At 64.7% G+C, this 15125-nt stretch carries 12 protein-coding genes; all 12 read left to right on the forward strand.

Annotated elements, in window-relative coordinates; all coding sequences use genetic code 11:
* Window positions 1–9 precede the first annotated feature (9 nt).
* The 12 genes from BLT60_RS04710 (at window position 10) to dnaE (ending at window position 15096) form a co-directional block, all read left to right on the forward strand.
* Entirely contained in the window at window positions 10–1572 is a 1563-nt protein-coding gene (locus tag BLT60_RS04710; RefSeq protein ID WP_090875085.1) for an NADH-quinone oxidoreductase subunit M, read from the forward strand.
* A 28-nt stretch (window positions 1573–1600) separates the two neighbouring features.
* On the forward strand, window positions 1601–3034 hold the full coding sequence (gene nuoN, locus BLT60_RS04715; protein WP_090875086.1) for an NADH-quinone oxidoreductase subunit NuoN: 1434 nt from the start codon (window positions 1601–1603) through the stop codon (window positions 3032–3034).
* Complete coding sequence (locus BLT60_RS04720) at window positions 3034–3801, forward strand: biotin--[acetyl-CoA-carboxylase] ligase (protein ID WP_090875087.1); 768 nt, start codon at window positions 3034–3036, stop codon at window positions 3799–3801. Before nuoN ends, BLT60_RS04720 begins: the two co-directional genes overlap by 1 nt.
* Before the next feature lie 71 nt (window positions 3802–3872).
* Window positions 3873–5480, forward strand: a complete 1608-nt coding sequence (locus BLT60_RS04725) for a ribonuclease J (RefSeq protein WP_090875734.1) — start codon at window positions 3873–3875, stop codon at window positions 5478–5480.
* A gap of 10 nt (window positions 5481–5490) precedes the next feature.
* Window positions 5491–5895 (forward strand): methylmalonyl-CoA epimerase, encoded by a 405-nt coding sequence (mce, locus tag BLT60_RS04730; RefSeq protein WP_090875088.1) that lies wholly within the window; start codon window positions 5491–5493, stop codon window positions 5893–5895.
* 13 nt (window positions 5896–5908) lie between these two features.
* Window positions 5909–6178 carry a DUF1467 family protein gene (locus BLT60_RS04735; protein ID WP_090875089.1) on the forward strand — a complete coding sequence of 90 codons (270 nt, stop codon included), beginning with the start codon at window positions 5909–5911 and terminating at the stop codon, window positions 6176–6178.
* 456 nt (window positions 6179–6634) lie between these two features.
* Window positions 6635–7957 carry a proline--tRNA ligase gene (proS, locus tag BLT60_RS04740; protein ID WP_090875090.1) on the forward strand — a complete coding sequence of 441 codons (1323 nt, stop codon included), beginning with the start codon at window positions 6635–6637 and terminating at the stop codon, window positions 7955–7957.
* A gap of 103 nt (window positions 7958–8060) precedes the next feature.
* Window positions 8061–9284: a lipoprotein-releasing ABC transporter permease subunit gene (locus BLT60_RS04745; protein WP_090875091.1), complete on the forward strand. Its 1224-nt coding sequence runs from the start codon at window positions 8061–8063 to the stop codon at window positions 9282–9284.
* A complete protein-coding gene (locus BLT60_RS04750) occupies window positions 9281–9991 on the forward strand; it encodes an ABC transporter ATP-binding protein (protein ID WP_090875092.1) in 711 nt (236 codons plus the stop codon). The genes BLT60_RS04745 and BLT60_RS04750 overlap by 4 nt, the downstream gene beginning before the upstream one ends.
* 5 nt (window positions 9992–9996) lie before the next feature.
* A complete protein-coding gene (locus tag BLT60_RS04755; RefSeq protein WP_090875093.1) occupies window positions 9997–10908 on the forward strand; it encodes a lytic transglycosylase domain-containing protein in 912 nt (303 codons plus the stop codon).
* Window positions 10909–11004: 96 nt separating this feature from the next.
* A complete protein-coding gene (locus BLT60_RS04760; protein WP_090875094.1) occupies window positions 11005–11355 on the forward strand; it encodes a DUF3147 family protein in 351 nt (116 codons plus the stop codon).
* A gap of 273 nt (window positions 11356–11628) precedes the next feature.
* Complete coding sequence (gene dnaE / locus BLT60_RS04765) at window positions 11629–15096, forward strand: DNA polymerase III subunit alpha (protein ID WP_090875095.1); 3468 nt, start codon at window positions 11629–11631, stop codon at window positions 15094–15096.
* The last annotated feature ends 29 nt before the right edge of the window (window positions 15097–15125 follow it).

The following is a 15125-nucleotide window of genomic DNA, read 5'->3' on the forward strand; positions in this document are numbered from 1 at the left end:
GACCGACCGATGAGCGAATGGCCGATCCTTTCCACCATCATCTTCCTGCCTCTGGTCGGGGCGTTGTTGGTGCTCGTCATCCGCGGCGACGACGACATCGCGCGCCGCAACATCTTCAATGTCGCGCTGTGGACCACCAGCGTCACCTTCGTGCTGTCGCTGTTCGTCTGGTTCAATTTCGACAGCGCCAATCCCGGCTTCCAGATGGTGGAGCGGGTGGACTGGCTGGGTGCCGGCATCAGCTACCAGATGGGCGTCGACGGCATCTCGATGCTGTTCGTCATCCTCACCACCTTCCTGATGCCGCTGTGCATCCTGGCCAGCAAGCGAACCGTAAAGCACCAGTTCAAGGCCTACATGGTCGCCTTCCTGGTGATGGAAACGCTGATGATCGGCGTTTTCTGCTCCCTCGACCTGGTGCTTTTCTACCTGTTCTTCGAGGGCGGCCTGATTCCGATGTTCCTGATCATCGGCATCTGGGGCGGTCCGCGCCGGGTCTATGCGAGCTTCAAGTTCTTCCTCTACACGCTGCTCGGCTCCGTCCTGATGCTGCTCGCGATTATGGCGATGTACTGGTATTCGGGCACCGTCGTTCCCTGCGACCCGGCGGCCGGCGGCATCGCCGCGACCTGCTCGACGACGGACATCGTCAAGCTGATGGATGTCCAGTTCCCGGCCGGGATGCAGACCTGGCTGTGGATCGGCTTCTTCGCCAGCTTCGCGGTCAAGATGCCGATGTGGCCGGTCCATACCTGGTTGCCGGACGCCCATGTCGAGGCGCCGACGGCCGGTTCCGTCATCCTGGCGGCCATCCTGCTGAAAATGGGCGGCTACGGTTTCCTGCGCTTCTCGCTGCCGATGTTCCCGCTCGCCTCGGCCGACTTCGCGCCCTTCATCTTCACGCTCTCGGTGGTGGCGATCATCTACACCTCGATCGTTGCGCTGATGCAGAAGGACATGAAGAAGCTGATCGCCTATTCGTCCGTCGCCCATATGGGCTTCGTGACCATGGGTATGTTCGCGATGACGACGCAGGGCGTACAGGGCAGCATCTTCCTGATGCTGTCGCACGGCCTGATTTCCGGCGCGCTGTTCCTGTGCGTCGGTGTGGTCTACGACCGCATGCATACCCGCGAGATCGCCGCCTATGGCGGGCTGGTGAACCGCATGCCTCTCTATGCCGCCGCCTTCATGCTCTTCACCATGGCCAATGTCGGTTTGCCGGGGACGATGGGCTTCGTCGGAGAGTTCCTCACCCTGATCGGTACCTACCAGGTCAACACCTGGGCCGCTTTCCTCGCAACGACCGGCATCATCCTTTCGGCCGCCTATGCGTTGTGGCTTTACCGGCGGGTGGTTTTCGGAAAGCTCGAGAAAGGCAGCCTCAAGGACATTCTCGACCTGTCGCCACGGGAACAGTTGATCCTCGGGCCGCTTGTCGTGCTGACGCTGCTCTTCGGTTTCTATCCCGCACCCATTCTGGATGTGACCGCGGCTTCGGTCGATCAGTTGGTCGCGAACTACCAGGCGGCGTTGTCCGCCGCCGGCAAACTCGCCGTGGCCGCGCCATGACGATACTGCGCGGAGAAGTCAGTTGATGATGTTCCCGGACCTCATTCCGGCGCTGCCGGAGATCATCCTCGCGGTCGGGGCGCTCGCGCTGCTGATGATCGGTGTTTTCGTCGGCGAGCGGTCGACCCCGCTGATCAACGGCCTGTCGATCGCGCTGCTCGTCGTTGCCGGCATTGCCCTTGTCGCATCGCCGTCGGAAGGCGTCACCTTCAGCGGCGCCTTCATCCTCGATCCGTTCGCCCACTTCATGAAGCTGCTTGCGCTGCTGGGATCGGCGGTCGCCATCGTCATGTCGATCGGTTACGCGCGGGCCCACAAGTTCGAGCGCTTCGAGTACCCCGTGCTGATCGTCATCGCGACGCTCGGCATGATGATGATGATCTCGGCGAACGACTTGATCGCCGTTTATCTCGGCCTCGAACTGCAGTCGCTCGCGCTTTACGTCATCGCGGCGATCAACCGGGATTCCGTCCGGTCCACCGAGGCCGGCCTGAAATACTTCGTCCTCGGGGCGCTGTCCTCCGGCATGCTCCTCTATGGCGCATCGCTGGTCTATGGCTTCACCGGAACGACGACCTTCCCGGGTATCGCGACCGCGCTGTCGGACGGCACGCCGTCGCTCGGGCTGGTCTTCGGGCTGGTCTTCCTGATCGCCGGCCTGGCGTTCAAGATCTCGGCCGTCCCGTTCCACATGTGGACGCCGGACGTCTACGAAGGTGCGCCGACGCCGGTCACCGCCTTCTTCGCCGCCGCGCCAAAGGTCGCCGCCATGGCGCTGTTCATCCGGGTCGTGGTCAGCCCCTTTGCGCCGATTACCGCCGACTGGCAGCAGATCCTTTCCTTCATCGCCATCGCGTCGATGGTGCTTGGCGCCTTTGCGGCGATCGGCCAGCGCAACATCAAGCGGCTGATGGCCTATTCGTCGATCGGCCATATGGGCTACGCCCTGGTTGGCCTCGCCGCCGGGACCGAGGCCGGCGTGCAGGGCGTCATCATCTACATCACCATCTACCTGGCGATGACCATTGGCGCGTTCGCGGTCATTCTCTCGATGCGGCGGCGTGAGGGGATGGTCTACGAGATCGGTGACCTCGCCGGGCTGTCGAAGACGCATCCGATCATGGCTTTCATGCTGGCGGCGATCATGTTCTCGCTGGCCGGCATTCCGCCGCTCGCCGGCTTCTTCGCCAAGTTCTACGTCTTCCTCGCCGCGATCGAGGCCGGGCTTTACGTCCTTGCCGTCATTGGCGTGGTCGCCAGTGTCGTCGGCGCCTACTACTATCTGCGCATTATCAAGATCATGTATTTCGACGATCCGGCGACCGGCTTCGAGCCTATGCCGACCGAATTGCGAGTCATCCTCGGGGTCAGCACCGCGTTCATCGTCTTCTTCGTGATCGTTGCCGGCCCGGTCGGCAGTGCCGCGGGATTGGCCGCCCAGACCTTCTTCCCGACGGGGTAATGGAAACGACGGGGCTTCCATCCGGGTACCGCCGCGAGGCGCATGACAGTGTTCCATCCACCAGTTCCCTCGCGCTGGAGCGCGCCCGGACTGGCGACCCGGGCAACCTCTGGATCACCGCAGGGGAACAGACCGCGGGACGCGGCCGGCGGGGCAGGGCGTGGACGACGGGGCGCGGCAATCTTGCGGCGTCGCTCCTCCTGGTCGATCCGGCGCCTCAGGCGGTCGCAGCGACGATATCCTTCGTCGCCGGGCTTGCTCTTCACCGCGCGATCATCGACCTCACCGGGCCGGCGCCCTCGGCAGGGCTCAAGCTGAAATGGCCGAATGACCTGCTGCTCGCCGGGCGGAAGGTGTCCGGCATCCTGGTCGAGGGCGAGAAGCTCGCCGACGGGCGGTTCGCGCTCGCGGTCGGTATCGGCGTCAACTGCCGCTCCCACCCGGAGGAAGGCACCGTCCACGCTGCTGGCGATCTCGTCTCGGCCGGCGTCGTCGTCGAGTGCGAGACGTTGTTCGAGCGCTTGGCGCTGAACATGGCGGAGGAAATCCGCCGCTGGGACAGGGGGGCCGGATTCGCGGACATCCGGTCGGCATGGCTCGATCGCGCCTTCGGTGTCGGCGAGCCGATAACAGTCAACCTCGCGGACCGGTCGATCGAGGGGCGTTTCGATACGCTCGACGACGCCGGTCGCCTGGTGCTCGGTCGGCCGGACGGCGGCTGCGAAACAATCAGTGCGGGCGACCTGTTCTTCGCCGGCCGGGGGTAACGAGGCAGCAATTGGCACGCAGACAGGAAGAACTGGTATTTCTGCCCCTCGGCGGCGTCGGCGAGATCGGGATGAATCTCGGCCTCTACGGCTACGGCCCGGAGCACCATCGCACCTGGATCGCCGTCGATTTCGGCATCGGCTTCCCGGGCGAGGAGGCACCGGGCGCCGACGTGATCTTTCCCGATATCTCCTACCTCGAAGAGGAGCGGATCAACCTCGCCGGAATCCTGATCACGCATGCCCATGAGGACCACTACGGCGCGTTGATCGAGCTGTGGCCGCGACTGCGCGTGCCCGTCTTCGCCACCGCCTTCACGGCCGGTCTCCTCAACGCCAAGGCGGCCTCGGAGCCGGGCGCCGAGGTAATCCCGGTGACCATTGTCGCGCCCGGCGGGCGGTTCAAGGCGGGGCCGTTCGAGATCGAATACATCAACGTCGCCCACTCGATTCCCGAGGCGAATGCGCTGGCGATCCGGACGCCGCTTGGCCTCGTGCTGCATAGCGGCGACTGGAAGCTTGACGATACGCCCGTGGTCGGGCTGCCGACCGACGAGGCGCGCCTGCGCGAAATCGGCGAGGAGGGGGTGCTGGCGCTGGTCAGCGACTCGACCAATGCCTATCGCGAGGGGCGCAGTCCGAGCGAGCAGGAAGTCGCCCACGAGATCGCCGATGTCGTCGCCAGCGCCAAGGGGAGGGTGGCCTTCACGACCTTCTCCTCCAATGTCGGGCGGATCCGGTCGATCACGCTGGCCGCGGCCAGGGCGGGGCGCGAGGTCGTGGTCGTCGGACGGTCGCTGCGACGGATGATCGACGTGGCCAGCGAGTTGGGCATTCTGGCGGGCTTGCCGCCGTTTCTCGACGAGGAAGCCTTCCAGCACCTGCCGCGCAACAAGGTGCTTGCGCTGCTGACCGGCAGCCAGGGCGAGGGGCGGGCGGCCCTGGCCCGGATCGCGGCCGACGATCATCGCCAGGTGAGCTTCGACAAGGGTGACCTGGTCGTCTTCTCGTCACGCGCCATTCCCGGCAACGAGGTGCCGATCAACCGCATCGTCAATGCGCTGGTGAAGCGGGGCATCCGGGTGATGACCGATCGCGACCGGCTCGTGCATGTGTCCGGTCACCCCCGGCGCGAGGAAATGCGCCACTTCTATGGCTGGCTCAAGCCGGAGATCGCGGTGCCGGTGCATGGCGAGGCAATGCATCTCGAAGCCCATGCCGAGCTGGCCGAGGAACTTGGCGTCAAGACGGTTCTCAGGATCGAGAATGGCACGATGATCCGGCTGGCGCCGGAGGCCCCGGGCGTCGTCGACGAGATCGCCGCCGGTCGCCTCTACCGCGACGGACGGCTGATCGGAACGATGGAGGGCATGGGGATCGCGGCGCGGCGGCGGCTTGCCTTCGCCGGGCATGTCTCGGTTTCGGTGGTCATGGATGCCAAGGGGGCGATGCTTGGCGATCCGGCCGTGGCGCTGGTTGGGCTGCCGGATGAGGACATGGCTGGTGAGTCACTCGCCGAGAGCGTCCTCGACGCGGCGCTTGGCGCCATCGAGTCGATTCCCCGCCGCCGCAGGCAGGCCGACACCGTCCGCGAGGCGGTTCGCCGCGCCGTGCGCGCCGAGGTCGCGGCGATATGGGGCAAAAAGCCGAATTGCACGGTCTTCCTGACGGTCGTATGACGGGACCGTCATGATCGGTCGCCTCAATCACGTCGCCATCGCGGTGCCGGACCTCGCCGCCGCGACCGCGCTCTATCGCGATCGTCTCGGCGCCCGCGTATCGGAGCCGGCTCCCCAGCCGGAGCACGGCGTCACCACGGTCTTCGTCGAGCTGCCGAACACCAAGATCGAACTGCTCGAACCGCTGGGCGCCGACTCGCCGCTCGCCCGGTTCCTCGAACGGAATCCCGATGGCGGGATCCACCATCTCTGCTACGAGGTCGACGACATCGCAGCTGCGAGCAAACAGCTTGAAGCAGCCGGTACCCGGATCCTGGGATCAGGCCAGCCGCGACCCGGCGCCCATGGCAAGCCGGTGCTGTTTCTTCATCCGAAGGATTTTCTCGGGACGCTGATCGAACTGGAACAGGCATAGGATCGCGATCGTCATGAGTGTCGTCAGTATCATCGCGATCTTTTTCGTCGTCTGGTGGATCGTCCTTTTCGCGGTCCTGCCCTGGGGCATGCGGACGCAGGACGACGAGGGCGAGGTGATTCTGGGGACGGTGTCCAGCGCCCCGCACAACCCAAGAATGTTGCGCAAGGCGATTGCAACGACGGTCGTCGCGGCGATCGTCACGGCGATCATCTGGTATGTGGTGGATCAGCTCGGCTTCGGGGTGGAAGGCATCGCCGATTACTTCCTGCCGCGGCAATAAAAAAAGCAAGGCTTTTCAGCCTTGCTTGCAGAGTTCCGCGTCATAACCCTTATTGCCTAACTCAATGACTCAATTGGCTGATTGAGCCTTTCCTCAGAGTTGGGCGGCAGCAACCGATTGGCGCGCCCAAAGGGATCTTCCTCCCAAGACTTAGACCGCGATGCCTTTTCTTATTCGGGTGAATGAGAGGCTTTTTGATCAGCCTGTTCCCATCTCCCTTTATGTTAAAGACCGTAGCGAAACTCGAACGGCTTGTCATCTATTTGTGCGACGACGGCTCAATTTTTTTGCATACGGACCGGATGCCGGATCTCCCCGCCCGTCAAGGGGGGGGCGCCAGCATCAAGAGCTTTGCCGGCTCAGCACGACTGCCCGGGCGAATCCCGGGGCTTGTCTTTTGGGCAGCGTCTCGATTGACTGCCGCCCGTCAATCCTCCTGAGGAATCGCCATTCGCCATGCGCCTGTCCCGCTACTTTCTCCCGATCCTTCGCGAGACTCCGAAAGAGGCCGAGATCGTCTCACACCGGCTGATGCTGCGCGCCGGCCTGGTCCGCCAGCAAGCCGCCGGAATCTACTCCTGGCTGCCGCTCGGCCAGCGGGTGCTGTCGCGCATCGAGCGCATCGTGCGCGAGGAGCAGGACCGCGCCGGCGCCGTCGAAATCCTGATGCCGACCATCCAGCCGGCCGATCTGTGGCGGGAGAGCGGGCGCTATGACGACTACGGCAAGGAGATGCTGCGGATTGTCGATCGCCACGAGCGCGACATGCTCTACGGCCCGACCAACGAGGAGATGGTGACGGAGATCTTCCGTTCCTACGTCTCGTCCTACAAGGCCCTGCCGCTCAATCTCTATCATATCCAGTGGAAGTTTCGCGACGAGGTCCGGCCGCGCTTCGGCGTCATGCGGGGTCGCGAGTTCCTGATGAAGGATGCCTATTCCTTCGACATCGACGAGGCTGCGGCCCGCATCTCCTACAACAAGATGTTCGTCGCCTACCTGCGCACCTTCGCCCGCATGGGCCTGACCGCCATCCCGATGCGGGCCGAGACCGGGCCAATTGGCGGCGACCTCAGCCACGAGTTCCTGGTGCTGGCGGAAACCGGCGAATCGGGCGTCTATTGCCACAAGGATGTGCTCGACCAGCCGGTGCCCGGCGAGGGTTTCGACTACAGTGGCGATCTCGACGCCGCGATCGCCCCCTGGACCGCCTATTATGCGGCGACGGAAGACGTGCATGACCAGGAGCGGTTCGAGCGCGAGGTACCCGAAGACAAGCGGTTGCACACTCGTGGAATCGAGGTCGGCCAGGTCTTCTACTTCGGCACGAAATACTCGGCGCCGATGAAGGCGACCGTCGCCGGACCGGACGGGGTGGAGCGGCCGGTGCACAGCGGTTCCTACGGTGTCGGCGTTTCGCGACTCGCCGGCGCCATCATCGAGGCCTCGCACGACGACGACGGGATCATCTGGCCGGACAGCGTCGCACCCTTCGCAGTCGGGCTGATCAACCTCAAGCCTGTCGACGAGGCGACCAGCGCCGCCGCCGAGGGAATCTACGAGCGCCTCACGAAAGCCGGAATCGATGTCCTATACGATGATGTCGACAATCGCGCCGGGGCAAAATTCGCGACAATGGATTTGATTGGCCTGCCCTGGCAGGTCATTGTCGGTCCAAAGGGAATCGCTTCGGGTGAGGTCGAGATCAAGCGGCGTGCAACCGGCGAACGAGAGACGCTGACGATTGATGCTGCAATCAACCGACTCGTTGCCGGGTAACCCGACGGACGCTCTTCCCGAGCGGCCGGACAGTCGCAAGACCCGGGCCGCGCGGCCGAAACCGTTGCCGGCCGGGACCGGACCATTTTCGCGCTTCGAGTGGATGCTGGCTGGCCGCTACCTGCGGGCCCGCAGGCGCGAGGCGTTCATATCGGTGATCGCCGGCTTTTCCTTCATCGGCATCATGCTCGGGGTCGCGACCCTGATCATCGTCATGGCGGTGATGAACGGATTCCGCGCCCAGCTGATCGACAAGATCCTTGGCCTGAACGGCCACCTGATCATCCAGGCGATGGATTCGCCACTGACCGATTACGACGCGGTCTCGTCGCGAATCGTGATGGTCGATGGGGTCGCCTCGGCAATTCCGCTCGTCGAGGGACAGGCCCTGGCCAGCGGCACGAACAGTTCCAGCGGCGTGCTGGCGCGCGGCATCCGCGATGTCGACCTGCCGAACGTGCGCGGTGTCGCCGAGAATATCCAGCTTGGCAGCCTCGTCGATTTCGAGGCCGCCGGGGGCGTCGCCATAGGCACGCGCCTTGCGGCGTCGCTCGGGCTGACGATCGGCAGCAACCTGACCCTTGTGTCGCCGAACGGCAACGTGACGCCGCTTGGCGTGACGCCGCGAATCAAGGCCTATCCGGTCACAGCGATCTTCGAGATCGGCATGTCCGAATACGATTCGAGCTTCGTCTTCATGCCGTTTGGAGAGGCCCAGGCCTTCTTCAACCTCGGCGACGAGGCCAGTGCGATCGAGATCTATCTCGACAACGCGGATCTCGTCGGCGAATTGCGGCCGGCGATCGAACGGGCGGCCGACCGGCAGATTCTTTTGACCGACTGGCAGCAGCGCAACGTCACCTTCTTCTCGGCGCTCGAGATCGAACGCAACGTCATGTTCCTGATCCTCAGCCTGATCATCCTCATCGCCGCCCTGAACATCATTTCCGGGCTGACGATGCTGGTGAAGGAGAAGGGTCACGCCATTGCGATCCTCAGGACGATGGGCGCGACGCGCGGGGCGATCATGCGGATCTTCTTCATCATCGGGTCGTCGATCGGCGCCATCGGCACGTTTGCCGGTTTCCTGCTCGGGGTGCTTATCTCGGTCAATATCGAGACCATCCGTGAGTGGATCGCCTCGCTGTTCACCACCGACGTCTTTTCATCCGAGCTCTATTTTCTCAGCCAGCTTCCCGCTGACCTTGATTTCGGCGAGACGGCGTCGGTGATCGTCATGACTCTCGGCCTGTCCTTCCTGGCCACGCTCTATCCGGCCTGGAGCGCGGCGCGGCTCGATCCGGTCGAAGCGCTGCGCTACGAATGAGCACGGTCGCGCCGGCGGATCGGGAGAGGGCGTCGATCCTTCGGTTGCGCGGGGTGGAGCGGCATTTCAACGAAGGTGCCAGCCGCCTGACCGTGCTGTCGGGCGCCGATTTCGACCTTTATCCTGGGGAACTGGTGGCGCTTGCCGCGCCCTCGGGCGCCGGCAAGTCGACGCTTCTCCAGATCGCCGGACTGCTGGAGAAGCCGGACGAGGGCGAAGTCATCATCGCCGGCCGGGCCGCCGGCAAGCTGTCCGACGCGGACCGCACCGCGATCCGACGTGTCCAGATCGGCTTCGTCTACCAGTTCCACCATCTGCTCGGCGAATTCAGTGCGCTCGAAAACGTCGTCATCCCGCAGTTGATCCGTGGCCTGTCCAAGCCTGTCGCTACCCAGCGGGCGATGCAATTGCTGAACTACATGCGGGTCAAGGAGCGCGCCAGCCACCGGCCGTCCGAGCTCTCAGGTGGCGAGCAGCAGCGTGTCGCCATTGCCCGCGCCGTCGCCAACGCGCCGCGGTTGCTGTTGGCCGATGAGCCGACAGGAAACCTCGACCCGACCACCGCCGGCTACGTCTTCGATGGATTGACGCGGCTCGTGCGCGCATCGAAACTCGGCGCATTGATCGCGACCCACAATCACGACCTCGCCGCCCGGATGGATCGGCGCATTACCCTGCAAGGGGGCAAGGTCGTCGAACTGGAGTAGCAGCAATGCTGCGACCGGTACTCGCGGCAATCCTCATCACGTTCGCCTGCCTTGCCGAGGCGGAAGAATCCGCGCCTCCCGTGGCGACCGACGTGCTGGAGGACGCCGCCGCCACCGAAGAAGCGGCCGATGACGATCCGCAGACGATCTGTGCCCTGATCGAGGCAGCCGCCGGGACCCACCGGCTGCCGATTGACTACTTCACCCGGTTGATCTGGAAGGAAAGCAGTTTTCGGGCGGACGCAGTCAGCCCGAAGGGAGCCCAGGGCATTGCCCAGTTCATGCCGGGCACGGCCGCATTGCGCAAGCTGACGGATCCGTTCGATCCGATCGAGGCGATCCCGGCTTCCGCCCATTATCTCCGCGACCTCACCGACAAGTTCGGCAATCTCGGGCTGGCGGCTGCGGCTTACAATTCGGGCGAGCGACGCGTCGAGAACTGGCTCGCCGACTCAGGCGGCCTGCCGTTTGAAACCCGCAGGTATGTCGTCTCGATCACCGGCCGCACGGCCGAGGAGTGGAAGGCGCCCGAGCCCGAAATCCCGGCGAAACCCGGGACAGCGGCGGAAACCGGGGAGGGGTGCCTGGAACTCGCCGCCCGCCTCGCCAGACCCGGCGCCGGCGCTGAACTCGTGGTGCGCGTCGACAAGGCCGATTGGGCGCCCTGGGGTGTCCAGGTCGCCGGCAACTTCTCGCTCAACCGGGCGATGGCCGCCTACAGCCGCCAGCAACAGCGCTTCGCCACGGTACTGGGCGGGCAGGCGCCGATGGTGGTCCGTGACGTCAATCGCAGTCGTGGCAACGCGCCCGTCTTCCAGATTCGCGTTCCCGCGCAGACGCGGGACGAGGCCGCCGGCATCTGCGAGCGCCTGCAACAGGCGGGCGGCGCTTGCCTTGTGCTGAAGACCGGCCGCTGACGGTGGCGGCATCGCGGCGCGGGGCGAACCACTGGATCGAACGCTTGCCGCGGCCCATGCCCTAATGGCCGCTCTACCCACAAGACGGAGGCGAAGATGCTCTATCTGCTGATCAAGGCGCTAGTGTCGGGCGCCATCGTCGCCACCGTCTCGGAGGTCGCCAAGCGTAGCCCCGCACTTGGCGCGCTGGTCGTCTCCCTGCCGCTCACCTCGCTGCTCGCCTTCGTCTGGTTCTATCGCGACGCGGGGGACACCGAGAGCATCGCGGCGTTGTCTCAGTCCACCTTCTGGTTCATCCTGCCAAGCCTGCCGATGTTCCTCGTCCTGCCCGTTCTGCTCCGCGCGGGCCTCGGTTTCTGGCTCGCCCTCGGGCTTTGCTGCCTGCTTACCGTCTCGCTGTATTTCGCCATGTCCTGGGCGCTTGCCCGGTTCGGTATTTCCCTGTGATTTCAAACTGAGACACGACCCCGATACCGGGTGCCTTGACAAGAGAACAAAACAAGAACATAGTGCGATCCCAACAAGAGAGGGATCGGAAAATGACCGCTTTCATCAAGGACATAACCGCTTTGATCGTCGTCACCACCTTCATCGCCTCGATCGGTGTCATGTCGGAGGCTGTTCGCCTCGTGATGTGACGATACTGCCCGGTGAAAACCGGGGAGCGGCGTGGACATGAGGTGGGCCGTCCGCGACACTTGGTGCGAAGAGGATCGCGCCATGAGTCGCATTGCCGAGGATGTCGGCTTCGTCCATCTGCGGGTACATACCGCATGTTCGCTGCTGGAAGGCGCGCTGCCGCTGAAGAAGCTGGCAGCGCTTGCCGTGGCCGACCGCATGCCGGCCCTTGCGATCACCGATACGGGCAACCTGTTCGGCGCGCTCGAATTCTCCGAGAAGATCGCTTCCGAGGGAATCCAGCCGATCGTCGGTTGCCAGATGGCCATCGATTTCGGCGAGGCGGGCGAGGGCGACCGGTTGCCCGGCGGGCCACCGCAACAGAAGCGCCTCTCGGACATCGTACTGATCGCCGCCAGCGAGCAAGGATACTGGAATCTCGTCCGGCTGGTTTCGTCCTCGTTCATGGATGCCGAGCCCGGCGACAAGCCGCACCTGACGCTTGATCGGCTCGCTGCCGATGCCGAAGGACTGGTCGCGCTCACAGGGGGGCCGGGCGGACCGGTCGACCGCGCGATCGCCGCGGGACAGGTCGCGGTTGCCGCCGGCCAGCTCGACCGGTTGAAGGCGATCTTCGCCGATGACCTCTATGTCGAACTCCAGCGCCATGGCCTGTCGAGCGAGCAGTTCGTCGAGCCGCAACTGGTCGAGCTGGCCTATGCCCGCAACCTGCCGCTAGTAGCGACCAACGAATGCTTTTTCCCCGCCCGCGAGGACTATGAGGCGCATGATGCCCTGATCTGCATCGCCGAAGGCGCGGTGATCGGCGAGGACAACCGCCGGCGGCTGACCCCGGAGCACTATTTCAAGAGCCGGGCCGAAATGGTCGAGCTGTTCAGCGACCTGCCGGAGGCGACCGCCAACACGGTCGAGATCGCCATGCGCTCGGCCTACTGGCCGTCGGTGCGTCGACCGATCCTGCCGCGGTTCGCCGGCGCCGGCGCCGACCCCGAGACTGCCGATGCCGCCGAGGCGCAGGCATTGCGGGAGAAGGCGCGGACCGGGTTGGAGAAGCGGCTTGCGGTCCACGGCCTGGCGCCGGGGCTTACCGTCGACGACTACAATGAGCGGCTCGAGTTCGAACTCGGCGTCATCGAGCGGATGAAGTATCCCGGCTACTTCCTGATCGTTGCCGATTTCATCCAGTGGGCGAAGGCCCAGTCGATTCCCGTCGGTCCCGGCCGTGGTTCGGGCGCCGGCTCGCTGGTCGCCTGGGTCCTGACCATCACCGACCTCGACCCGTTGCGGTTCGGGCTGATTTTCGAGCGCTTCCTCAATCCCGACCGCGTCTCGATGCCGGATTTCGACATCGATTTCTGCCAGAACCGGCGCGACGAGGTGATCCACTACGTCCAGCAGAAATACGGCGCCGATCATGTGGCGCAGATCATCACCTTCGGAAGCCTGCAGGCGCGGGCCTGCCTGCGCGACGTCGGGCGCGTCCTGCAGATGCCATACGGGCAGGTCGACCGCATCGCCAAGATGATTCCGTTCAACCCGGCCGCCCCGGTATCGCTGGAAAAGGCGGTCGCCGACGAGCCGCGGCTCCAGGAGATGCGCGAGGAGGAGCCGGTCGTCGACCGGCTACTGACCATCGCCAACAAGCTGGAGGGGCTTTACCGGCACGCCTCGACCCACGCCGCCGGCATCGTCATCGGCGATCGGCCGCTGAACCAGCTTGTTCCCCTCTACCGCGACCCGCGCTCAGGCATGCAGGTCACCCAGTTCAACATGAAGTGGGTGGAGAATGCCGGGCTGGTGAAGTTCGACTTCCTCGGCCTCAAGACGCTGACCGTCCTCGACATCGCGGCGCGCATGGTGCGGGAGCGGGGCATTGAGCTCGATCTCCTGCGCATCCCGCTGGACGACAAGAAGACCTTCGACATGCTGGCGCTCGGCGAGACCGTCGGCGTGTTCCAGGTTGAAAGCGCCGGCATGCGACGGGCGCTGGTCGACATGCGGCCGGATCGCTTCGAGGACCTGATTGCCCTGGTCGCGCTCTACCGGCCGGGCCCGATGGCCAATATCCCGAGCTATTGCGCCCGCAAGCTCGGCGTCGAGCAGGTTGAGTTCTTCCACCCCAAGCTCGAGCCGATTCTGGCGCCGACCTACGGGATCATCACCTATCAGGAGCAGGTTCAGCAGATCGCCCGGGTGCTGGCCGGCTACAGCCTGGCGGAGGCGGATCTTCTCCGCCGCGCCATGGGCAAGAAGATCAAGGCGGAGATGGACGCCCAGCGCGGCCGCTTCCTCGAGGGCGCCACCGAGCGCGGCATCGACCGGAGCCTGGCCAATGTCATCTTCGACGCCTGCGCCAAGTTCGCTGAATACGGTTTCAACAAGTCGCATTCCGCACCTTACGCGTTCATCACCTACCAGACCGCCTATATGAAGGCCAACTACCCGGCCGAGTTCCTGGCCGCCTCGATGACCCTGGACACCGGCAATACCGAGAAGGTGGCTGAATTCCGCCGCGAGGCGATCCGCCTCGACATCGCGGTCGAGGCGCCGTCGGTCAATCGCTCCGGCGTCGAGTTCAACGTCGAGGACGGGCGCATCCTGTATTCGCTTTGCGCCATCAAGGGCGTCGGCGCGCAGGCGGTCGAGCATCTGGTCGACGCGCGCGCCAGCGGCCCGTTCACCGACCTGGCGGATTTCGCCGGGCGCATCAATCCGAAGCTGTTCAACAAGCGGTCGCTGGAAAGCCTTGTCGCCGCAGGCGCTTTTGACGAGATCGAGCCTGACCGGGCTCGCGTCCATGCCGGCGTCGACCGGGTGATGGGGCTCGCCACGCGCCGGCAGGACAGCGCCGCGGTCGGCCAGTCCGAACTGTTCGGCGGCCCCGGCGCGGTGGCCGAGCCGGTGGTCCTGCCGGTTGTCGAGCCATGGCTGGCGGCGGAAGAGCTCAAGCGCGAGCACGATGCGGTCGGCTTTTACCTCTCGGCCCATCCGCTCGACGAGTATGCCTCGGTGCTGGAGCGATTGCGGGTGCAGAACTGGGGGACCTTTGTCGAGTCGGTCCAGCGCGGCGCGACGGCCGGCAGGCTTGCCGGTACCGTCACCTCCAAGCAGGAGCGCCGCACCCGGACCGGCAACCGCATGGGAGTCGTCCAACTCTCGGATCCAAGCGGTTCCTACGAGGCGGTAATCTTCTCGGAAAACCTCGCCAAGTATCGCGAACTACTTGAATCAGGCCGCTCGGTTGTCGTCCTGGTCAGTGCCGAGGACCGGCCGGAAGGGATCAGCCTTCAGATCCAATCCGTTGAGCCGATTGAAAAATTCGTGTCGAGCCTGAAGCAGATCCGGGTCTATATGCGGGACGGGCAGCCGCTGCCGAGTGTCCAGCGGCACCTTGCGCCAACCGGCGACGGCTCGGTCAGTCTGGTTCTCCTTCTGGAGGATGGGCGGCGCGAGATCGAGATGAACCTGCCGGGCCGTTACACCGTCAGCCCGCAAATCGCCAGCGCCCTCAGGGCTGTACAGGGAATTGTTCAAGTAGAGCTTGTGTAAGGCGCGGCAGAAAGCGCCGATCCCGACCG

It is taken from the genome of Bauldia litoralis (assembly GCF_900104485.1).
Taxonomy (GTDB): domain Bacteria; phylum Pseudomonadota; class Alphaproteobacteria; order Rhizobiales; family Kaistiaceae; genus Bauldia; species Bauldia litoralis.

Coding starts and splice junctions, on each gene's coding strand:
- BLT60_RS04710 (WP_090875085.1), top strand. CDS start 10: ATGAGCGAATGGCCGATCCTTTCCACCATCATCTTCCTGCCTCTGGTC.
- nuoN (WP_090875086.1), top strand. CDS start 1,601: ATGTTCCCGGACCTCATTCCGGCGCTGCCGGAGATCATCCTCGCGGTC.
- BLT60_RS04720 (WP_090875087.1), top strand. CDS start 3,034: ATGGAAACGACGGGGCTTCCATCCGGGTACCGCCGCGAGGCGCATGAC.
- BLT60_RS04725 (WP_090875734.1), top strand. CDS start 3,873: ATGAATCTCGGCCTCTACGGCTACGGCCCGGAGCACCATCGCACCTGG.
- mce (WP_090875088.1), top strand. CDS start 5,491: ATGATCGGTCGCCTCAATCACGTCGCCATCGCGGTGCCGGACCTCGCC.
- BLT60_RS04735 (WP_090875089.1), top strand. CDS start 5,909: ATGAGTGTCGTCAGTATCATCGCGATCTTTTTCGTCGTCTGGTGGATC.
- proS (WP_090875090.1), top strand. CDS start 6,635: ATGCGCCTGTCCCGCTACTTTCTCCCGATCCTTCGCGAGACTCCGAAA.
- BLT60_RS04745 (WP_090875091.1), top strand. CDS start 8,061: ATGCTGGCTGGCCGCTACCTGCGGGCCCGCAGGCGCGAGGCGTTCATA.
- BLT60_RS04750 (WP_090875092.1), top strand. CDS start 9,281: ATGAGCACGGTCGCGCCGGCGGATCGGGAGAGGGCGTCGATCCTTCGG.
- BLT60_RS04755 (WP_090875093.1), top strand. CDS start 9,997: ATGCTGCGACCGGTACTCGCGGCAATCCTCATCACGTTCGCCTGCCTT.
- BLT60_RS04760 (WP_090875094.1), top strand. CDS start 11,005: ATGCTCTATCTGCTGATCAAGGCGCTAGTGTCGGGCGCCATCGTCGCC.
- dnaE (WP_090875095.1), top strand. CDS start 11,629: ATGAGTCGCATTGCCGAGGATGTCGGCTTCGTCCATCTGCGGGTACAT.